Origin of the sequence: Vibrio sp. STUT-A11 (genome assembly GCF_026000435.1) — a bacterium.
Lineage (GTDB): Bacteria > Pseudomonadota > Gammaproteobacteria > Enterobacterales > Vibrionaceae > Vibrio.
This window is the reverse complement of record NZ_AP026763.1, coordinates 980927-1002076: the sequence shown is the minus strand read 5'-3', so window position 1 is coordinate 1002076 and position 21150 is coordinate 980927. Positions and strand designations below refer to the sequence as shown.

18 protein-coding genes are annotated in these 21150 nt (G+C 42.9%); 7 read left to right on the top strand and 11 right to left on the bottom strand.

The features are described 5' to 3' along the window. Positions 1–23 precede the first annotated feature (23 nt). Complete coding sequence (locus OO774_RS04685; protein WP_264905126.1) at positions 24–2411, bottom strand: efflux RND transporter permease subunit; 2388 nt, start codon at positions 2409–2411, stop codon at positions 24–26. 218 nt (positions 2412–2629) lie between these two features. Next, the gene (locus tag OO774_RS04680) at positions 2630–3409 is read right to left on the bottom strand and encodes a TetR/AcrR family transcriptional regulator (RefSeq protein ID WP_264905124.1); all 780 of its coding nucleotides are present in this window, start codon (positions 3407–3409) and stop codon (positions 2630–2632) included. A gap of 710 nt (positions 3410–4119) precedes the next feature. Here OO774_RS04680 and gloA point away from each other — a divergent pair. Beyond that, positions 4120–4536, top strand: coding sequence for a lactoylglutathione lyase (gene gloA, locus OO774_RS04675; protein ID WP_264905122.1), 417 nt, complete (start codon positions 4120–4122; stop codon positions 4534–4536). A gap of 140 nt (positions 4537–4676) precedes the next feature. Then, positions 4677–5111 (top strand): DUF2753 domain-containing protein, encoded by a 435-nt coding sequence (locus OO774_RS04670; protein WP_264905120.1) that lies wholly within the window; start codon positions 4677–4679, stop codon positions 5109–5111. Positions 5112–5186: 75 nt separating this feature from the next. On the opposite strand, the gene OO774_RS04665 is transcribed toward OO774_RS04670, so the two are convergent. After that, positions 5187–6068, bottom strand: a complete 882-nt coding sequence (locus OO774_RS04665; RefSeq protein ID WP_264905119.1) for an OmpA family protein — start codon at positions 6066–6068, stop codon at positions 5187–5189. 317 nt (positions 6069–6385) lie between these two features. Here OO774_RS04665 and rnt point away from each other — a divergent pair, with 317 nt between their 5' ends. Beyond that, complete coding sequence (rnt, locus tag OO774_RS04660; protein ID WP_264905118.1) at positions 6386–7036, top strand: ribonuclease T; 651 nt, start codon at positions 6386–6388, stop codon at positions 7034–7036. A 21-nt stretch (positions 7037–7057) separates the two neighbouring features. Then, positions 7058–8383, top strand: a complete 1326-nt coding sequence (locus OO774_RS04655; RefSeq protein ID WP_264905117.1) for a Na+/H+ antiporter family protein — start codon at positions 7058–7060, stop codon at positions 8381–8383. Between the two features lie 84 nt (positions 8384–8467). Here OO774_RS04655 and OO774_RS04650 read toward each other — a convergent pair whose 3' ends face one another. The 7 genes from OO774_RS04650 to OO774_RS04620 all read right to left on the bottom strand — a co-directional run bounded on the left by OO774_RS04650 (position 8468) and on the right by OO774_RS04620 (position 15365). Beyond that, positions 8468–9097, bottom strand: a complete 630-nt coding sequence (locus OO774_RS04650; RefSeq protein ID WP_264905116.1) for a DsbA family protein — start codon at positions 9095–9097, stop codon at positions 8468–8470. Between the two features lie 749 nt (positions 9098–9846). Beyond that, positions 9847–10806, bottom strand: a complete 960-nt coding sequence (locus OO774_RS04645) for a reverse transcriptase family protein (RefSeq protein ID WP_264905115.1) — start codon at positions 10804–10806, stop codon at positions 9847–9849. Further along, on the bottom strand, positions 10787–11092 hold the full coding sequence (locus tag OO774_RS04640; RefSeq protein ID WP_170887430.1) for a helix-turn-helix transcriptional regulator: 306 nt from the start codon (positions 11090–11092) through the stop codon (positions 10787–10789). Before OO774_RS04640 ends, OO774_RS04645 begins: the two co-directional genes overlap by 20 nt. Before the next feature lie 39 nt (positions 11093–11131). Then, entirely contained in the window at positions 11132–11299 is a 168-nt protein-coding gene (locus OO774_RS04635; RefSeq protein WP_170887429.1) for a hypothetical protein, read from the bottom strand. An 885-nt stretch (positions 11300–12184) separates the two neighbouring features. Beyond that, a complete protein-coding gene (locus OO774_RS04630) occupies positions 12185–13216 on the bottom strand; it encodes an asparaginase (RefSeq protein WP_264905112.1) in 1032 nt (343 codons plus the stop codon). 552 nt (positions 13217–13768) lie between these two features. Continuing rightward, a complete protein-coding gene (locus tag OO774_RS04625; protein WP_264905110.1) occupies positions 13769–14797 on the bottom strand; it encodes an IS110 family transposase in 1029 nt (342 codons plus the stop codon). 232 nt (positions 14798–15029) lie between these two features. Beyond that, positions 15030–15365 carry a Grx4 family monothiol glutaredoxin gene (locus OO774_RS04620; protein WP_237316306.1) on the bottom strand — a complete coding sequence of 112 codons (336 nt, stop codon included), beginning with the start codon at positions 15363–15365 and terminating at the stop codon, positions 15030–15032. Between the two features lie 283 nt (positions 15366–15648). Here OO774_RS04620 and sodB point away from each other — a divergent pair, with 283 nt between their 5' ends. The 3 genes from sodB to OO774_RS04605 all read left to right on the top strand — a co-directional run bounded on the left by sodB (position 15649) and on the right by OO774_RS04605 (position 17757). Further along, positions 15649–16233 carry a superoxide dismutase [Fe] gene (gene sodB / locus OO774_RS04615; RefSeq protein WP_264905108.1) on the top strand — a complete coding sequence of 195 codons (585 nt, stop codon included), beginning with the start codon at positions 15649–15651 and terminating at the stop codon, positions 16231–16233. A gap of 154 nt (positions 16234–16387) precedes the next feature. Then, positions 16388–16891: a VC2046/SO_2500 family protein gene (locus OO774_RS04610; RefSeq protein ID WP_264905106.1), complete on the top strand. Its 504-nt coding sequence runs from the start codon at positions 16388–16390 to the stop codon at positions 16889–16891. 182 nt (positions 16892–17073) lie between these two features. After that, positions 17074–17757 (top strand): SDR family oxidoreductase, encoded by a 684-nt coding sequence (locus OO774_RS04605; RefSeq protein WP_264905105.1) that lies wholly within the window; start codon positions 17074–17076, stop codon positions 17755–17757. Between the two features lie 160 nt (positions 17758–17917). Here OO774_RS04605 and adhE read toward each other — a convergent pair whose 3' ends face one another. After that, on the bottom strand, positions 17918–20620 hold the full coding sequence (gene adhE / locus OO774_RS04600; protein WP_264905103.1) for a bifunctional acetaldehyde-CoA/alcohol dehydrogenase: 2703 nt from the start codon (positions 20618–20620) through the stop codon (positions 17918–17920). Between the last annotated feature and the right edge of the window lie 530 nt (positions 20621–21150).

Below are 21150 nucleotides of genomic sequence, written 5' to 3'. Positions count from 1 at the left end.
AATTCTGCTCTGCTGGCCGATAATTACGGGTTGGTTACAGGGTTAGTAGATGTTGACGCCGATGGTGCTATGACCGTTTTTTCAGACTTTCTGTCGAACAGCATCAGCAGGCAAGGCAGAAACAGGAAGTCCACTACCAGGGCTAACAAGATCACTATGCCACTAAGCTGCCCCATATCTGAGTTCAGACGGAACATGGACATGGATAGCACTCCAAAACCAGCCCCCAATACGACGGTGGTGACCCAAAGTGCACGTCCCACTGTATGGAACGCGTAACGAACCGCATCTTCAGCCGATTTACCTTCCCGGCGGGCAATCTGGTATTTGCTTAAAAAATGCACTGCATCGTCAACAACCACACCAAGCGTCAGCGAGACAACAACCGACAGGCCAAGGTTAATTTCACCGGAAATCAGAGCCCACACACCAAAACCAATAATCGCCGGAGCCATATTCGGCACTATGCTGATTAAGCCTAACCGCACAGACCGTAACGCAAATATCATAAGTACAGAGATTAGCACCAAGCTGATTGGCAGTGACATCAGCATACTCCGCATATTGATTTGACCTATATGGGCAAACATCAGTGACGGGCTCGAAGCCACCACTTCGTAGCGAGGAATATGAGAATTCAACTCGTTTCTTGGTGCATTCTCGGAAAACCACTGACGGATACGGTTTTCTAAATCCACCAGCTCTACGCTGCCCAAGTTTTTCGTAGTAAGCTGCATTTTCAGCGATGATTTGTCGATGCTGATCTGGTTATTCAAATCCAGACCATAAGGGAGCGACATTTCGTACATAAGCAGATACTGCGCCGCCAGTTGTCGATCTTCCGGTAAGCGGTAATAGCTCTCATCATCCCCATGCATGTTTTGGTTTAGACGCTTGTAGACATCAGATAATGATGCAACATGATCCGTCTCCGGCTGAGCTCTCAACCACTCCGTAAAATCTGCAATGGTCTTCAGGAAATTAGGATCTGCAATCCCCTGTGGTTCATTGGTCTTAACCGCAATGCTAATGCTATCCATCCCACTGATATGCTCCTGCATAAAATCAACAGCCTGACGGAACTCACTCTGCTTGTGAAAATACTTAACAGCTTCATCATTAATCTTGTTCAGAGGAACCAGAGCAGCTGTGACCGCGATAATTACCACAGATAACGGCAGCAAGACGTTACGCTTATTCACCACATAATCGCCAAGGCGATCCATAAAGTGAGCCTTATCGCTCTCAATCACCGGTTTGACTTTTATCGGCAAAATCCTAAGTAAAGCAGGTAAAAGAGTGACGGAAAGCGCACACGCCAACATAACGCCTAAGGCGGCAAGGTTACCGAAATCTCTTAACACTGGTGAATCGGACATATTCATCATAAAGAAGCCGACAGCAGTGGTTACTGATGTGATAAGAACCGGAACGAAATTCAGCCTTAGACTATGAATAATTGCTTCTGCTTTTTGTACACCTTTTTGCATCTGGTGACGCATGGTCGCAATAATATGCACACAGTCCGCCACAGCCAGTGTCAGCACCAGTGTGGGTATATTGACTGTAGCTGTGCTCATAAACATACCTGCCCAACCAGCAAGTCCCAATGTCGCAACAACTGAGCAAATGATAACCACCAGAGTGGCTAACACACTTAGCACTGACCGCAGCATGATGGTAAGAAAGACCAATACCACCAACAACATAGCTGGAATCAGAGTTGAAGAATCCTGCTGTGCTGAAGACATAAATGCGTGATTCATAGCAATGATGCCTGTTTTGTAAAACTCCGTATCAGGGTATTGTTGCTGGTACCTTTCAACGAGTTCACTGGCGAAACTGTACACCTCTTCAACCTCATGTGACTTATTCACCTCAGGAAGCTGCACGGTAATATTGATGACCGCCACATCACCCGATTCAGATACCAGAGAACGCTTAGTAACCGGTTCGCTCAAGGCAATTTGTTTTACCCTTTCAATGCGTTCTGGTGTATGTGCATAATCTTCCAGAAGCAGGTCCTCCACCAGGAGATCATCTTCGATGGCTTCGGTATGCTGGTAGTTAGCCAAGGAATCAACACGGCTGGAGTAAGGTACCTGCCAGGCGTCTGTTGTGAATTCCTGAATAAGAGTTAAGGATTCTGGGGTAAAAACCGTGCCACTCTTAGGAGCGATTACTACCGCAAGATTGTCGGTTTTAGCAAAGGTGGCCTGAATTTCATCAAATGCCTGTAGCTGCTTATTGGTTCCATCAAAGAAGATATTGTAATCTCCACGGAAATAGAGGTTCTTGGCGCCCATGGCGGTGGCAACAACCAACAGAATGGTAATGAATAGCATCCAAACCGGATTGGTTACCGGCCTGGCTAACCACGGTTTAAACTGAGCGCGATTACAATGTCTCATCACAAACTCCATAACATGACGTTTCGTCAAATAAGTTTTTTTAAAAAATCAGCCGTAGCTGATCAGTATTGTTTATGTCAAAAAATCAAATAACTACTTAGTCTATTTCTAAACAAACAAAATTTATTGACGAAACGTCATTTAATGGTCGTTTAAAATCCCGCAGTGCGGGATTCGTTACCGAGTTAGCGGATAAAAACCGTTCAGCACTAGTTAGATTAGCACCCGACAGTTTTTAGGTACGCCAGCTCTTCACTAAACAGCTCCTTCTCAATCCGCCGCCAGGATTTATGATAATCCCACTCGGTTGAAAGGGGTTGCCAGCGCAAACCATCAAGTAATACATTCGCATTAAAGAGTGCTGAATAACGGCTTTCCATCTGATCAATACATTCACTTCTTGCTGTCTGTGCTAACGCATTAGCACCAAAAAGCAGAGACCAGTTAGCAAAAAGAACGGCATCCGCTCCCATCCCGCTGGAGTATTGTAAATCTCCCTTTTTTACTGCGGCATCTATTATCTCGTATGCAATTTCGAAGAGCTTTTTCTCCAGTTTTCCACGCTCTTTAACCCTTTCTTCAGAGGCTTTCTCTGTAATCCACGGGCTTTTAGATATCATAATCAACATTGATGCTACGGGCTCCATACGTATGTATATCTGATAACAGACGTGTAATGCCAGTACCTTTTCTCGAGTACTTCCTTTAAAACTCTTTACCCGGGAAAACAGGGCAATCTCATATTTCATCGTATGCTGACAAAGAGCCACTACCAGATCTTCTTTGCTACAAAAATGATTATAAATCGTCCCCTTTGAGTACTGACTGGCAGCCGTAACTTTATCCATTGTCAGGTTTGTAACTCCCTGCTCCTGAATAATGGATTTAGCTAGCTGTATCAGCTCTACTTCTCTGTCAGAGATGGCCTGCTGCTTACGGGATAACCCCGTCTTACAACCATTGCCGCCTTTATTATCATTTCCGTTAAAATGAAACATGCCTCTTGCTCATCAAGTGATATTGGAATAAGCCGATTGTACCACGAATACTAATTAACATTTCCAGATAAAAATGACGCTTCGTCACTTTTAACACATCGTCATAATAATGCAAAAAACAAGCAATTCAAGTGTAATTTTCATTCAACAGAAGAAGAAAGTTGAAGTCCGTCGAGATATTAGAATTGTTACAATGCTCCCGACACCTTAAACCGAGTTTGATGCATCCGCTTCAAAGGCAAGATCATGTCTTTCTTGCTTTCGAGAATTACTCTGCCACTTCGTCCAGCGTATCGCTTCGACAGTAACTTCAATGCTTAGATTGACCGCAGTACGTTTCCAAAACTATGGCCCCTAGGCGAAATGAGTACTAAAAATTAAACCAGCAATAGATAATCCATGGCGAACTAAAGCTGATTATGATGAGGAGAAAAAGAAGCATGCGAGCGGCACGAAATGCTTCCTTTTTGGAAAGGATTTCTGGCATCATTCATCATGTTTTGAGACCTTAAATCTCTTATATTTACAAAGTTTCCTATTTTCGTAGTGAATCCTAGATGAGAAAATGCTCTATGTAGTGCGCTATTACTGATCATTTACTCACTAACCCACTTACTTAAATGATTTTTTGCTACATATAGGACGACTATAAAGAAGAAAGTATACCCAGATAGTTAATGCTATTTGGAAATGAAAGCTAGGAGTTAAAAATGTCAAACGGTCGAATTCTACACACCATGCTACGCGTGGGTAATCTAGACAAATCCATCCAATTTTACACTGACGTTATGGGTATGAAGCTGCTTCGTACCAACGAAAACAAAGAGTACGAGTACACGCTTGCCTTCCTAGGCTTCGGCGATGAGTCAGAAGGTGCGGTTATTGAGCTGACTTACAACTGGGGTACAACAGAATATGACCTAGGTAATGCTTATGGCCATATCGCAATCGGCGTCGATGACATCTACACGACTTGTGACGCTATCAAAGCGGTTGGCGGTAACGTAACGCGTGAACCTGGTCCTGTGAAAGGTGGTACAACTCATATCGCTTTCGTAAAAGATCCAGATGGCTACATGATCGAGCTGATCCAAAACAAACAAGCAACGGCAGGTCTAGAAGGCTAATACGTCTCTGGTGAGCGGTTGTTGAAAGCATGAACAAAAGGCAGGTGTGAGACCTGCCTTTTATTTATAAACAAAAAGCTTTACTTGATAATGGTTATCGTTTAGATTTAAGTCCAACTTCGATATGTGGGATAACGATAATGATCAGTGAATGGGAAAAACACACACTTCTGGCCGATACCGCCCTTCAATTAGATGACCCTATACGTAGTATTCTTCATTATCAACAGGCGCTTAGATTAAGTGAAGATATCAGTGACTGTGTGGAGATTGAAGCTGATGAACGTCTATTAATCTCTGTTATTTCCTGTCACAACCTAGCGCAATTCTGGCGATGGGCGGGTGACACGGAATATGAACTCCGATACCTTCAACTGGCGTCTGAAAAAGTCCTGACTCTCATTCCTCAATGCCCAAATAAGGACTGTGCCAGCTTTATGGAATCCATCGGTTGCTGCACAAAAGCACTGATTGATTTTATGAAACGTCACCCTAACCCGGTGATTGCCAAGCAGGTTGAAAAAATCGACACCGCCACTAACTGTGAAATCATCGCCAAGTTTCGTCTGAACTAGCAACAACGACACAATTCAGCTTGTGGATGGGTATTTTAAACCGCCCCTGCGGTCAGCAAATGAGAAACGCGAACACTAAACTTGTGTTCGCCCCAGTGAAATGACAACCCGACGGTTTTTATCTTTGCCAATGGGTGAGCTGTTGTCTGCGATAGGTCGACGCTTGCCATAACCTTGTACTTGAATGCGGTCTTCTGGCATCCCCAACGATTTGAAATAACTGCGTAGTGATTCTGCACGTCTTTCCGATAAGCTCTGACTTGCACTTTTACCATTGGTCGAATCGGTATAAGTCGCGACCAGGACCAAATCCACGTCTTGGTTGTAACGAACATAATCTGCGATCTGCGCCAATCTTTTCTTCGACGCTTTAGTCAGCTGATCGCCCTGTCGCTGGTAATGTAGGATCGTAAAAGCAATATCTTCAAAGCTGTACTTCAATAAATTGGCAATGCAGTCGCTGAAGGTGTTGTATTTACTTTGAAACAGTACCGACGACAGTGCGACTTCGATTCTTTGGTCACCGCTCACCCAGTCCTGATAGCTGAATGTCGGATATCGCCCTTTCTCTAGCTCAGACAACATACCCCATGCTGTTTGACCACCAACATAACCATCAAACTGTTGAAAAAATTTGAGGTTGGTAATCCGATCCGCGTGCTCTCCCGGACGCCAAGGCGGTGGCAAAGAAATCAGACTAACGTTACGCGTCTCGCCCATAGGACGCCGCATCTTTAATTCGAAATCTAAATTGATTTTTTTACTCGCATGTGACGAAAACACCGCGTCACCGAAACGTGGGATAGGATGTACAAGTTGACATTCTAGTGGCGTGTTAACAACCATCTGCCATTGAGACTGCTGTGGAGTCGCAACATAGCGCTTGCTCAACTCTGCATAACTGTTAGCGCTAAGCAATGAAGATATCACACCGCTGGTTATCAGCCATTTATTCATCTGGGTACTTTCTCTTAAATGGCAGTCTTTTGCCGCCAATTTGCATCAATTCAAAACCATGGTTTTCAATGCAATATTCCCGCCAACAACATAGCTAAGCCAATTTTAATGGTCTTAACGACAGAGATGATCATAAGTGTTAGAACGTAAAGCAAAACATAAAATCGTCGCTTTGGTGGTGAACATCAGCACATTTCGCGTCAAAGTGACTTACCAGCTAACTAAAAAGCAGAATTGCATTTTTATCCGAGATTGCGGTTTTTCTCATCCGAAGAATCTGTAATAATGCCGCCTTCGTCACACAAAAATAAGCCAACATGACAATAGAAAATGAAGCTCTAACCCTGAAAAAACGTTTTCGTGGTTATTTCCCTGTGGTGGTTGACGTTGAGACTGCGGGTTTCAATGCTCAAACTGATGCACTTTTAGAAATATGCGCCGTTACCCTTCGCATGGATGAAGATGGTGTTCTGCATCCGGCCTCTACGATTCATTTTCATGTTGAGCCGTTTGAAGGTGCGAACTTGGAGAAAGAAGCACTAGAATTCAATGGTATTCGTGACCCATTTAGTCCGCTACGTGGTGCAGTATCTGAGCAAGAAGCGTTAAAAGAAATTTACAAGCTCATCCGTAAAGAGCAAAAAGCCGCAGACTGTTCACGAGCGATTATGGTCGCACATAATGCCGCTTTCGACCTAGGTTTTGTCAATGCAGCGAACGAACGTTGCAAACTAAAACGAATCCCTTTCCATCCGTTTGCCACTTTTGACACTGCGACACTCAGTGGTCTTGCTTATGGCCAAACCGTTCTGGCAAAAGCATGTAAAACGGCGGGTATGGAATTCGACAACCGTGAAGCGCATTCAGCACTTTACGATACACAAAAAACTGCAGAGTTATTCTGTGGCATTGTTAACAAATGGAAGGCCCTTGGCGGTTGGCCGCTTGTTGACGACAACAATAAGTAAACACAATATATTGGAAAAAGTATGAATCCTGTTGTTATTTCTGTTTGCGTCATGCTCGTATTAGCGTTGATGCGGGTAAACGTGGTGGTCGCCCTCACGTTCAGTGCAATTGTGGGTGGTCTTGTCGCAGGCATGAGCCTAGGCGATACCGTTGCTGCTTTTGAAAGCGGTCTCGGTGGCGGTGCTACTATTGCTTTAAGCTACGCGATGCTCGGTACATTTGCCGTTGCAATCTCTAAGTCTGGTATCACTGATCTGTTAGCTAAAGATGTGATTAAACGCATCAATGGTAAAGAAAGCTCTGCCTCGACGACCGGTCTAAAATACGCGGTATTAGTGGCGTTGATCCTCGTTACCATGTCTTCTCAGAACGTTATCCCTGTTCATATCGCCTTTATTCCAATTTTGATTCCACCTCTTTTGGGCGTATTTGCCAAGCTTAAATTGGATCGTCGTCTAATCGCTTGTGTGCTGACTTTCGGTCTGATCACACCATACATGGTTCTACCGGTTGGTTTTGGCGGCATCTTCTTAAATAACATTCTATTGAAGAACCTGCATGACAACGGTCTGGAAAACGTGGTTGCTGGTCAGGTTCCAACGGCGATGTTGCTTCCTGGTTTAGGCATGCTGTTTGGCTTATTCATTGCGATTTTTGTCAGTTACCGTAAGCCTCGTATCTATGAAGAAACAGAATTAACGGTTGTCCACGAAACCAATCATGTAATCAACAAACAGCACATCCTTGTGGCTGCAATCGGTATTGTTGCCGCGTTAAGTGTTCAGCTATACACAGGCTCAATGATCATTGGTGCACTGGCTGGTTTTATGGTCTTTACCTTTGGTGGTGTGATTGCGTGGAAAGAAACCCAAGACGTATTCACTAAAGGCGTTCACATGATGGCAATGATCGGCTTCATCATGATCGCCGCAGCAGGTTTTGCCGCAGTAATGAAGCAAACCGGTGGCGTTGAAACCTTGGTTCAGTCACTTTCAACCAGCATTGGCGACAATAAACCACTTGCTGCGCTGCTTATGCTTATTGTTGGTTTATTAGTGACGATGGGTATCGGTTCATCGTTTTCTACGATTCCAATTATTGCAACCATCTACGTTCCGCTATCATTGGCGTTTGGCTTCTCGCCAATGGCAACGATTGCGCTAGTGGGTACTGCAGCGGCACTGGGTGATGCTGGTTCACCGGCTTCAGACTCTACATTAGGTCCGACATCTGGCCTGAATGCTGATGGTCAGCACGAACACATTTGGGAAACCGTAGTACCGACCTTTATCCACTACAACATCCCACTGATCATCTTCGGTTGGATTGCTGCAATGGTGCTTTAGTATCCGTGCTTCGAAAGAAGAAGTGATACCCTAGTTACGAAAAAACCGCTCATTGAGCGGTTTTTTGTTGTTTAAGCGATTGCATTATTCAGCTGGCATATTCTCGATGATGCGCTCACGAATTACCTTCAACGTTGTTTCGGTCGATAGGTAATCCACTTCGATAGGGAAATAAGCATCATTGATTTGCAGAACCAGGCTTGGGTACGAATTTACACCCAAGCTTCTGGCTAAACTCAGCTGATCTTGGAATACACCCTCTAAGAATGAGCCATCCATATCGTTTTTAAACTGCTGAACATTCAAGCCAATCTCTTTTGCTAGCTGTAAATGCGTCGCCTCTTCATGGGGTGGCAGCGCTCGCAGGTAATATGCGTGCTGAATCGCCTCCAGCATCTGTTCGTAACTGTCCTGGAAGCCCGCAGCGATCACCGCTCGGCAAGACTGGTAAGTACTTCTTACTGGCGTACACAATTTCCAAAAGTCGTAGTTGAACTTAGTTCCTAGCTGACGCTCAATCTGTTGCCAAATCCCTTCAAGCTTTTGTTGCATCTCTGGTGGCATAGGTAAATTTGTATCTGGTGCAAGCCCACCCACCACATACTCAAATTGAATCACACCCGGCAGTTGCTGCTTCAGTTTATCGATGGTTGGTTTGTATCCCCAACACCAACTGCACATAGGATCATGCACGTAGTAAAGCTTTATATCCACTTTAATAATTAAACCTTTAAAATCATTTAGTTAAATCAAACAAGAACATTAAGTGGCGATGAAGTGGCGGCACATTTAAATCTAATTGCTTGGTTTATGCTTCGAAGTTAACGAGTTATCCGGCAAAGGTTCTGGCCTTTGGTCTTCTCACGCACTCCCCACGAAAACAGCGATTTCTTACCGTTAACTTCAAAGTCATTTCAAAATCTCAGAGTAATTATACAGTCTCGTAAATTGAAAAACTTATTTATCTTGGTAATTCACACTCAAGCTAGGTAGCACAAGACTTCATTTGCTTCATAACTGATCGTTCATTTCTTCGTCTTCAATTATGAAAAAACACATGTAATTATTACTAAAAGACTAGATTGTAAACATCGCAGGTGGAAGCACAGGAGGGATTTTAAATGTCTCAAGGTTTGCTATTGTGACATATCTTGCATGGCTCGCTTTAAGAAATGTTTTTCGTAGCGTTGCAAACCAGATACCTATGAAGAGCTTAAAGATGTATATGCATCAATTCAAATTCAACTGACAGTGCTGATTCTGTAGCGAGAACTAAGCGTATACCATGCTTTCAACACAGTTGTCTCCAAAGTACACGCAAGCACGGTCGCTGCTAGCACGTTTGTACCCCAAACCTTGTTTCAACAGAATGAATACACAACGACACCTAAGCGTCATTTGACTTATTTTTCGTAATACCTGTGTCTACATATCTCAGGCCTTACCAAACCTTGGATAGCAGTTTATTTTGCAGTTTGGTTTCTGATATTAGTAGCTTTATCTTTAAAAATAGACTCGATTACCCCCATCGAGTGTAATCGCCCTATCAGCCTGTTTGTATAAGGCATCCTGATAGCTTCTGGTATTGCTTTAATACTACTCCAACAAGCCATGTCAGTGACTAGTTGCTTGTGTTGCTCATTGCGAACTTTGATTTCACCATTATGTACAACAACTCCTGTAACTAACTTAGGCTCTTCTTTCTTATATATCTTAGTCTTGTCTGGATGCATTGTATGGTGGTGACGTTCTATAACTCTCTTTACTGTTGATTTGAAAAGCTTATTTACGTTATTACCTGAAAAAGTAAGGTCATCAACGTAAACGGTCATAACAATATCGTGCTTTATAGATAAAGCTTCTAGCTCTTCAAACATTCTTGAATTTGCCCAAAACGCAAGAGGCATACTAATTCGACTGCCTGTAGGTAAAAACTTGTGAATTGTACAAATATCCGCTAGGACATCAGCAACGTCTGCACTGCACTTCATTACAGAATAGAAGAAAGAAAAAATCATCTTTCTGGTAGTCGATGGGAAAAATGACTTAATATCTGTAGTCATAGTCGGAACATTATCGAGGTGTTTTTCTACATGAGTTTTTGCATTAGATACATTTGAGTGATTCTTTTTCCCTGAATGTAGATAGCCTGGTGTTTCTATCCTGCATAAAAGACTAGCTATTCGAGTATGAATTCTATCTAAGCCCCTAACTGGTTGTTGTATCTTCCGACTTTTACCACCAGTACTTTTTTCTTGAAACTCGTGATAGTTGCCTTGGTCTATAGAAAAAGCTTTAAGTTCATTAAGAGTACAACCAATTAGAATTGATAGTCTTTTCTTGGTTTTTATATTGTAGAAAGGGGAATCTTTCAGCGAGTATTCTTTGCCATTGGTCTTGATTTTAAGCTTCGATTTTTTCATTTTTATTCATCGCCCATTCTGCTACATCAAGGATTTTTCCTGCCAAAGAACTTCTAAGCTTCTTCGCCAGTTTCCTCTCATTAGTAATTTGTGCTGAGAACATAACTAGAGAAGAAATAGGAATATCGAATCTATTTGAATATTTTTCGAGAATATCATTGCCTACAGGTTTTACACCTGATTCTATTCCATCTAAATATTGCTTAGGAATGCTGAGTTCTTCAGCTAGCTTGGTTACAGAAAGATTATGATACTGACGAATCAAACGTAATGCTCTATGAATCATATAAATAGCCTCATATTTCGAAACTAGGGGGAGCAAACATTAGCTATCACCACCATCTAACAGACCTAGAAGAAAATTGAACCAATACCAAAGACGGTATAGCCAACTAAGAGCTTTAAGGAAGCGTTTGAATTGCTTTTGGCGTTTCTCATGCTTTGATGGTTTTGTAATGCTTACTTGCTGATCGCGTTGCGTGTTATTTGACATTTCATGTCCTCCGTAATCCCCAAGCCCCCTCGCCAGTACGAAGTAAAAAGCTTGGTTTCGTCCAATTACAGAGAAGGGATTGATCAGCACATGCCCCCGTCTCGACGAACCTTGATTTCGTCCCAAGGTTCGAATTCCCACATGTTCTGAACGGTGCTCATCATGGTCACTGCTAGGCATGTATGGGTCAAAAAGACAGAAAACTTTCGTTTTCCCACGAGCTAAATAAGCTCAATATGTGACGAGGATATCCCACACCACAACGTATTGAAAAGACTATATCAAGTTGCTTTGGTGTGCAACTTAAGTGCTGTAATTTATATTAAATAATGTGAATATGATGACATTTACCTTCTTTCGTCTCTTCTTCAATCTATCAGTGAGGATAGATTTGTAGTGGAATCGTGAATTTGGTCAGGAAACAGGAGTTTTTCATACTTGTAGTAATCCGTGCTTTGCTAAATTAAGTAGAAACTCTAACGAACTTTTGTCCAACAACGTGTCAGCGAGATCTCGACTGGCATGAGATCTCGGCTGGCACGAAACTGTCCCAAAGCTTCTCAGGTCAATCAGGTTACATCTTTGAGCACTTCGGCTTTGACCAAATTAATTTCTAATGTCAGTTATGGCTAATGCCGCTTTGAACTTGCTGAATGAGTAGTTTGATTTAGTACAAGTTAGCTACCTAGTCGAGGCACCTGTGTTCCTGTAAGTTCTTGCGTTTGACTTGAAAGTCATTAACCTTTTGTTAAGTCTAAGTACGTCCCTAATTCTCGATAAGGTGTATGAACAAATTCATACACCTTTCTCTTTCCTAGTCCGGTCTATACCCTATTTATTGGGCTAGTCGAAACCCGGCACGGACTCACCGTATATACTGTGTACTTAAGCTTCTGTACCAAAGATTTTTTCTATTTTATTCACATCTTTAGTTTCTGTTAACGCCAACATTAATAAAATTCTGGCCTTCTGTGGGTTTAAAAGTCCAGAGCCAATAGCATGATCTTTATGTGTAACATAACCACCGCCTGTTCGAGTAGATAAAACAACTGGGTATCCTTTCTCTTTAAGCTCTTTGACTTTATCTTTCACCGCCTTAGGCGTTGAACCATTACCACTACCGGCAATAACAATACCTTCTGATCCTGATTTAATCAGAGCGTCAATTTGCTCTGTCGTCATGTCTTGATAACTGTATAAGATATCCACTTTTGGTAGTTTATCTACTTGGGATATATTAAAAGTATGCTTACCTGTTACTTTAGATGGTTCGTAGTAGAAATGAGGGACACCACCAGCAAATACACCAAGGAATCCTTCGTCACGTCCTTTGAAAGTATCTAACGAAATAGCATTGGTTTTGGTCGTGTAATAAGCTGAGCCAATGTAGTCATTAAGCATAATCATAGACCCTCGGCCTATAGATTCTTCGCTAGTAGCCAGTTTTACTGCGTTTAGTAAGTTCATAGGACCGTCAGCACTAATTGCAGTAGCTGGTCTCATAGCTCCAACAACAATAATTGGTTTTTCTGTTTGATTAACTAAATCTAAAAAGAAAGCGGTTTCTTCAGTAGTATCGGTTCCGTGGGTAACTACGATACCAGAAACATCTTGTTTTAATAAATCATTAGCTTGCTTACCCATGCTAAGGAGAATATCTGAAGTAATATTGGCACTTGAAGTGTTTGCTACTTGAATACCACTCACATCTGCTACTTTGGCAATCTCCGGAACCGCATCAATAAGTGTACCTACTGCTATCTCCCCTGATTTATAACCAGTAACATCGGTTGCCTGTTTTGATGAACCTGCGATAGTGCCACCAGTACCAAAAATAGTGACTTTGGGTAAACTATCAGCCAGCACGGAAAACGACATAAGTGAAGAGATCGACGCTGCAAGTAATAATTTTTTCATTAGTAACTCCATGTTTATGTTTTTATTGCTAACTTTCACTAATCAATTAGCATGCCAACGTGCCAGACCTTGCGTTGTCGTGGAATTCGAACTCTGCAGTGCAACATTATGCACCTTAATAATGCAATTGCACTCATAAGGTTGTGTCGGATGTGTGATATTGGCTTGCTAACGTCCACTGACAGCTAGAGGCAAAAGATTACTGATATGAGTAAGTCAGGCTGAAAAGTATTGTGAGGTAAACCTAGGACCGGATATAGACCGGAGCAGAAAAGACAAAGGCCCATAGATTTTTCTACGAGACTTCTGGAATATGGTGGCCCCTCGCAGACTTGACCATATATGGACGCCTCAGCTTTTACAACACTTTTGAATGATTGGTTCACTACCATATATTCGGCGTCGTTATAGACGCTTTCGCCTGCGCCTTGATGTAAATCCGAAACCTATTGCCTAATCACTACATCGGCATTTAATGCCTTGGTCAACTCAGGTTACAATAGGTACGGTTAACCGTTTGTTCATCAGTGTATGTAAACTTTCTTGAGGTTATTATGCAAAGGCTTTGTTTACGTCAAAGTCATGGCTTCCTGTTAATATTTTCCATGCTATACGAGCTAGTTTATTCGCAAGTGCGACCACAGCTTTATGTTTACCTTGTCTGACAGCTAAAGCGTTGAACCATTGCCCAAGTTTATCTTGCCGTTTGTTGGCAAAACGCCCTACAGCTCTCGCGCCATGAATAAGTAACACACGCAGATCGGCGCTGCCATTTTTTGTGATGCTCCCTAAGCGGATTTTACTACCAGAACTAGATTGAGTTGGTACCAGTCCGCACCATGCAGATAACTGCCTGCCATTTTTGAATTGTAGACCTGAACCTATCTCACTAATAAAGCTCGCTGTTACTAATGGCCCAAATCCAGGAATTGAAAGCAGTGCTTCGTAGCGAGGTTGATTTTGACAAAGAGCTTTAATATCACGCTCGATTTGCTCTATTCGATAATTTAAAGCGCATAAATCATCATATAGAGATTTAAGAAGGCTACGGAGAGTATACGAAAGATCGTTGCTTCCATCTTCTAAAGCATCTATCAGGGACGCTTGAAGTTTTATTCTTCCGGCACTAAAAATAACGCCAGATTCACCTGCTAAACTGCGAATTTGGTTTACTGTCGCCGTTCTGTTTTGGACTAAGCGGGCCCGAACACAGCGTAATGATTTAATATCTTGTTGATCTACCGTTTTTATTGGCACTTTATGGATATTAGGTCGAAAAGCTGCTTCACATATAGCAAGAGCATCATTCGCATCGTTCTTTTGGCTTGAGACAAATGGCTTAACATGTTGGGCTGGAATTAGCTGAACATCGAAGCCTAACTCTTTGAACTTCCTCCCCCAATAGTGAGAGGTCCCACATGCTTCCATTGCAATTAAAGTTCCTTGAGGAAATTGCCTTACTTTATCGAGTAGCTTATTGCGTCTAACTTTTTGATTACTCTTAATTGAATGATCTACAAGACAAACACAGACCTGAAATACATTTTTGGCTAAATCAATTCCAACAACTTTTATATCCATAATGGCAGCCCTTTAGGTTTACTATCAGCATCAAGTTTGGCAGATACCGCGAAACTTGAGTGCTGAGGCGTCCATCACATCACTACACATAGATTTTGAATATCAGAGAATAGAGCACGAGGTCTTTAGGCATTAAAGATTGTGAGCATTAGTTTATTCCACTACCTTAAAAAAGAAAAAAGGAGCCAGTGTGGCTCCTTCGTATTCTTCGCTAAATGTGAGTATTTACGAATTACTCAGCTTCGCCTTCAGCGCGTGCTGCAGCTTCTTTGATTAGAGGCTGAAGTTCACCTTTCTGGTACATTTCCAGAATGATGTCACAACCACCAATTAGCTCACCTTCAATCCATAGTTGTGGGAACGTTGGCCATTGTGCGTATTTTGGTAGCTCAGCACGGATGTCTGGGTTTTGTAGAATGTCTACGTAAGCGAACTTCTCACCACATGCCATAAGAGCTTGTGACGCTTGAGAAGAGAAACCACAGCTTGGCAGTTTCGGTGAGCCTTTCATGTACAGCAGGATAGAGTTTTCTGAAATCTGCTGTTTGATTTTGTCGATAGTTTCCATCGCTTCCTCATTCATAGGTTTTAACTTTGTTTATCTGCCACATTTTACTCAATAACAGCAGAATAAAAACCATATAATTGGTATGGTTTAAAATAAGACTGTTTAGTGGCGGGAAATTCATCTCTTCGTCACAGCTAACATCTTAAAATATTTTCATATCGGGCTTTTAATAAAGTAAAAACTTGCTAAAATACCTAGCAAGTCAGTCGTATTGACTCAAAATAAATAAAAACACTGGAAGCAATCGAAAGGTAACCCTTTCATATCAATGGAGAATCGAGTAATGGCATTTGAACTACCAGCTCTTCCTTACGCGAAAGACGCACTAGAACCACACATCTCAGCAGAGACTCTAGATTTCCACCACGGTAAGCACCACAACACTTACGTAGTTAAGCTAAACGGTCTTATCCCTGGCACTGAGTTCGAAGGCAAAACACTAGAAGAGATCATCAAGACTTCTACTGGTGGCGTATTCAACAACGCTGCTCAAATCTGGAACCACACGTTCTACTGGCACTGTCTAGCTCCAAACGCGGGCGGCGAACCAACTGGCGCTGTTGCTGACGCAATCAATGCAGCATTTGGTTCTTTCGAAGAATTCAAAGCGAAGTTCACTGATGCAGCAATCAACAACTTCGGTTCTTCATGGACTTGGTTAGTTAAGAAAGCTGACGGTTCTCTAGACATCGTTAACACTTCTAACGCAGGCACTCCTCTAACAGAAGAAGGTGTAACGCCACTTCTAACTGTTGACCTATGGGAACACGCTTACTACATCGATTACCGCAACGTACGTCCTGATTACATGAACGGCTTCTGGGCTCTTGTAAACTGGGAATTCGTAGCAGAGAACCTAGCGAAGTAATTGACTTCCCCCTAGTTCAATTTAGTCTTATTCAAAAGCTCGCCAATACAGCGAGCTTTTTTATTGCCTCACTTTAAAACACGCATTTAATCTCTTCTTTTTTCTAAAGTTCTTTCTTGCTAGGCCGCTATAAAAGTATCTCAAGAGGAACATCATGCAAATTCATACTCTAGACAAAGCAGCAATTATTAACGAGCTTCAATTTGGTAGCGGTATTAGTCATGCCGTTCATGAAGGTCGACGTTCAGATTTTGCTCTTATCTTGTCTATGTTCTCTAACGATGTTCGCGACGTTGCTCCCGTTGAAGAAGTGAAAGAGGTGAAAACAAGTGATGAGATCCTACGTCAGCAGTTTTTCCTCTCTCAACCGCAAACTTTGCGATCCGACAGCAGTAGTTATGAACTTGCTGCCGTGCAAGCTAAACAGTTTCACGGTGCTGGATTGCCTTCCGCGAAGCTTAGTCATTACCTCAAACCAGATGCTCTAACCTACCTACCGGAAGACACTTTTAACCTTCCCGAAGAGGTCTACCACAACCTGTCAGGGCACGAACGACGCCGTTTAGGGGAAAGAAGTCAGCCTCTTATTTCTGATGCTGGATTGTATAACCAGCTTGTCACCGCTCAGCGCCAACACCAGATCCAAGCTCAAGTTTAGTGTTCAAACTTTCACCAGACAATTACACTTGTAACACATACGAAATGTGACGACTTACTAATTCCCATACAATAGTCTTCCCCCAAAAGCGTTAGTTTGAAGCTTTTCACACTGAGCTGTTTGAAATTAATCCATGCTGATAGCACAAACCACTGGTTTATACGGAGCAGTGAAGGTGTTATATGGATATCAAAGAATCAATTATACTCGTCACATCAGCAGGTTCAGTCATCGGGCGAACATGCTCTAGCCACTTTGCCCACCTCGGTGCTACCTTGATTTTATGTGATCAAAACGCCGACACGCTGAAGGAAAGCTACGAGCAGATCAGTGCGTTTACCAATAAAGTTTTTGCTATGCACGTATGCAGTGACGACACGACTTCGATCAACTTGTTGTTTGACCAAATTGAGTCCGAACTTGGCGCTACGCCAGATGTGGTGGTCAATTGCTGGACCAGCTCCCCAATGCCAAGTTTAATGGCACCTGAACCAATGAGTATATACATCGATCACCTATCTTCTGCCGCTCGTTTTCTTTATACCTACGGACAGGTTGCTGCTGAGCGTTTCCGAAGACGGAATAAGAAAGGGGTTATCGTCAATGTAGTTTCCCATGACAACCATGAAGATTTGACAGGTGTGGAGAGCATGGCAGCCTTGGTATCCGGATTCACCTATAGTTGGGCAAAAGAACTGACTCCATTCAATATCAGAGTTGGTGGTGTTATTCCATCAGTAACTCATACCAAAGAAGACTTAGACGATATCCATTGGGCAGAAATACAGGATGAACTGGTACGCAATACCGAGTACATAGTCTCTAATGAGTACTTTAGCGGCAGAGTCGTATCAACCGAAGTCTAAACACTCAGTCAATTTCAAAGGTCATAACTTGCCCTCAATGTATAAGCACATTTCAGGACGATACAATAGGAAAAAAAGCCCCAGTCTTTCGACTGGGGCTTTAACTTTTTCCCGATTAAGGTTTCGTGCTAGCGAAAACCTAGTTCAAAACAACGCTTACTTACGCGTCAGCTTTTTCTTTTTTAGCTTTAGGCGCAGATTTTGCTGCTTCTTGGTCTGCTTTCTTCTTGATTACAGTAGTACCTTCGAAAGTCTCGCCTTCAACAAAAGCTTTACCGTAGTAAGAAGCAGTCAGAACTTCTTTCAACTCGCTGATTAGTGGGTAGCGAGGGTTCGCACCAGTACATTGGTCATCGAACGCTTCAACTGCTAGCTCATCCAGTTTCGCGAAGAAGTCAGCTTCAGCAACACCCGCTGCCTGGATAGACATTGGGATGTCTAGGTTAGCTTTTAGCTCATCCATCCATGCTAGTAGACGTTCAATCTTCTGAGCAGTGCGGTCACCAGCTTGGCTTAGGCCTAGGTGGTCAGCCACTTCAGCGTAACGACGACGTGCTTGTGGACGGTCGTATTGAGAGAACGCAGTTTGCTTAGTTGGGTTATCGTTCGCGTTGTAACGTACAACGTTAGAGATAAGCAGTGCGTTAGCCAAACCGTGTGGAACGTGGAACTCAGCACCCAGTTTGTGCGCCATTGAGTGACAAACACCTAGGAATGCGTTCGCAAATGCCACACCAGCGATAGTTGCCGCGTTGTGTACTTTCTCACGAGCGATTGGGTCGTTAGCACCGTTCGCGTAGCTTGATGGTAGGTACTCTTTTAGCATCTTAAGTGCTTGTAGAGCCTGGCCATCTGAGTATTCGTTCGCTAGAACTGATACGTAAGCTTCCAGAGCGTGAGTTACGGCATCGTAACCACCGAATGCGGTTAGAGACTTAGGCATGTTCATAACAAGGTTCGCATCAACGATAGCCATGTTAGGAGTTAGCTCGTAGTCCGCTAGTGGGTATTTAGCACCGGTCTTGTCGTCAGTAACAACCGCGAATGGTGTAACTTCTGAACCCGTACCTGAAGTTGTTGTGATACAAACAAGCTCAGCTTTTTGACCCATTTTAGGGAACTTGTAGATACGTTTACGGATGTCCATAAAGCGCATTGCAAGCTCTTCGAAGTGCGTTTCTGGGTGCTCGTACATTACCCACATGATTTTCGCTGCATCCATCGGTGAACCACCGCCTAGCGCTAGAATCACGTCTGGTTGGTAGCTCGCCATTTGAGCGGCACCTTTTTCTACTACAGATAGCGTTGGGTCAGCTTCAACGTCGAAGAACGTTTGAACTTCCATGCCTTGTGCTTTCAGTAGTTTCACTACGTCATCTGCGTAACCGTTGTTGAATAGGAAACGGTCAGTGACTAGGAATGCGCGTTTCTTACCTTCTAGGTCGCCAAGCGCGATTGGAAGGCTACCACGACGGAAGTAGATTGACTTAGGTAGTTTATGCCACAACATGTTTTCAGCTCGCTTCGCAACAGTTTTCTTGTTGATTAGGTGTTTAGGACCTACGTTCTCAGAGATAGAGTTACCACCCCATGAACCACAACCTAGCGTTAGAGAAGGCGCAACGTTGAAGTTGTACAAGTCACCGATACCACCGTGAGTAGTCGGGATGTTGATTAGGATACGAGCCGTCTTCATCTTGTCACCGAAGTAACGGATGCGGTCTGCGTTAACGTCTTGGTTAGTGTACAGACCAGAAGTGTGGCCGATACCGCCGATTTCAACCATGGTTACCGCTTGAGCAACGGCGTCTTCGAAGTTGTCAGCACGGAACAGACCTAGCGTTGGAGACAGTTTCTCGTGAGCGAATGCGTCGTCGTAAGAAACTTTACCCAGACCTTCACCTACTAGAACTTTAGTGTCCGCAGGCACTTTAACGCCAGCCATTTCAGCGATTGCTGCCGCTGGCTGACCAACGATTTTCGCGTTTAGTGCGCCGTCGATAAGAAGAACTTTACGAACTTTTTCCGCTTCCGCTTTGTTTAGTACGTACGCTTTGTGCGTTGCGAAACGCTCTTTCACTTCGTCGTAAACTTCGTCAACCACGATAGCTGCCTGCTCAGAAGCACACACTACGCCGTTATCGAATGTTTTAGACATCAGGATAGAAGCTACTGCACGTTTGATGTCAGCCGTTTCGTCGATAACAACAGGAACGTTACCTGCGCCAACACCGATAGCTGGTTTACCTGAAGAGTAAGCCGCTTTCACCATGCCTGGACCACCAGTTGCAAGGATAAGTGCGATGTCATCGTGCTTCATTAGAGCGTTTGAAAGCTCAACTGAAGGTTGGTCAATCCAACCGATGATATCTTTTGGTGCGCCCGCTGCAACTGCTGCATCTAGAACAAGTTTAGCTGCGTCGTTAGTAGAGTTTTTCGCACGTGGGTGTGGCGAGAAGATGATACCGTTACGAGTCTTCAGAGAGATAAGAGATTTGAAGATTGCAGTCGAAGTTGGGTTAGTAGTTGGTACGATACCGCAGATGATGCCTACTGGCTCAGCGATAGTCATTGTACCTAGGTTGTCATCCTCTTCCAGGATGCCACAGGTTTGTTCGTCTTTGTATTTGTTGTAGATAAACTCAGAAGCGAAGTGGTTCTTGATTACTTTATCTTCAACAATACCCATACCAGATTCTTCAACCGCTTGCTGCGCTAGAGGGATACGAGCTTGGTTAGCTGCAAGAGAAGCAGCACGGAAGATTTTGTCTACTTGCTCTTGAGAGTAAGTAGCGAACTCTTCTTGCGCTTTCTTAACGCGGGCAACCATTGCATCTAGTTCAGCCATATTAGTGACAGGCATAGGGATTCTCCTAAAATTAACAAATATTAAAAACTTTTTAGTAAGGCTATTGCTTATCTCTTATTGCTGCTTATCAGCCACTTAACAAACAAACGACTTAGTAAATTGCTTTCATGGCTGAGTATAATATTTCACAGTATGAAAAAAATTGACTTGGATCAGTTCTCACACGCGAAATACCACCAAAGTGGTGACTAATCACAACAAACCAACATAACCAACTGATAAATAACTATATTTAACATTACTCCACATAGAACAAAAAAGCATCAAACAGACAAAAAATTAAAATAAACAACACCAATATGTAAAAAAGTTTCATTTTTAGACAAACAAATTACATGTAAGCCTAATTCCATGTGCTACTAAGAGTATATCTAATTACTTCATAGCTCTGCAAACGCGCTTTGTTATTGTCAAATGTGTTCGAATGTTAACGCTTGTGTAAAGCACAACTGTTAAACAATAGCACTCCACGCAACATTTGATTTCCATATTAGATACAGATTTTTAAAAAATTAGTTTTTCTC

Coding starts and splice junctions, on each gene's coding strand:
- OO774_RS04685 (WP_264905126.1), bottom strand. CDS start 2,411: ATGAGACATTGTAATCGCGCTCAGTTTAAACCGTGGTTAGCCAGGCCG.
- OO774_RS04680 (WP_264905124.1), bottom strand. CDS start 3,409: ATGTTTCATTTTAACGGAAATGATAATAAAGGCGGCAATGGTTGTAAG.
- gloA (WP_264905122.1), top strand. CDS start 4,120: ATGTCAAACGGTCGAATTCTACACACCATGCTACGCGTGGGTAATCTA.
- OO774_RS04670 (WP_264905120.1), top strand. CDS start 4,677: ATGATCAGTGAATGGGAAAAACACACACTTCTGGCCGATACCGCCCTT.
- OO774_RS04665 (WP_264905119.1), bottom strand. CDS start 6,068: ATGAATAAATGGCTGATAACCAGCGGTGTGATATCTTCATTGCTTAGC.
- rnt (WP_264905118.1), top strand. CDS start 6,386: ATGACAATAGAAAATGAAGCTCTAACCCTGAAAAAACGTTTTCGTGGT.
- OO774_RS04655 (WP_264905117.1), top strand. CDS start 7,058: ATGAATCCTGTTGTTATTTCTGTTTGCGTCATGCTCGTATTAGCGTTG.
- OO774_RS04645 (WP_264905115.1), bottom strand. CDS start 10,806: ATGAAAAAATCGAAGCTTAAAATCAAGACCAATGGCAAAGAATACTCG.
- OO774_RS04640 (WP_170887430.1), bottom strand. CDS start 11,092: ATGATTCATAGAGCATTACGTTTGATTCGTCAGTATCATAATCTTTCT.
- OO774_RS04635 (WP_170887429.1), bottom strand. CDS start 11,299: ATGTCAAATAACACGCAACGCGATCAGCAAGTAAGCATTACAAAACCA.
- OO774_RS04630 (WP_264905112.1), bottom strand. CDS start 13,216: ATGAAAAAATTATTACTTGCAGCGTCGATCTCTTCACTTATGTCGTTT.
- OO774_RS04625 (WP_264905110.1), bottom strand. CDS start 14,797: ATGGATATAAAAGTTGTTGGAATTGATTTAGCCAAAAATGTATTTCAG.
- OO774_RS04620 (WP_237316306.1), bottom strand. CDS start 15,365: ATGGAAACTATCGACAAAATCAAACAGCAGATTTCAGAAAACTCTATC.
- sodB (WP_264905108.1), top strand. CDS start 15,649: ATGGCATTTGAACTACCAGCTCTTCCTTACGCGAAAGACGCACTAGAA.
- OO774_RS04610 (WP_264905106.1), top strand. CDS start 16,388: ATGCAAATTCATACTCTAGACAAAGCAGCAATTATTAACGAGCTTCAA.
- OO774_RS04605 (WP_264905105.1), top strand. CDS start 17,074: ATGGATATCAAAGAATCAATTATACTCGTCACATCAGCAGGTTCAGTC.
- adhE (WP_264905103.1), bottom strand. CDS start 20,620: ATGCCTGTCACTAATATGGCTGAACTAGATGCAATGGTTGCCCGCGTT.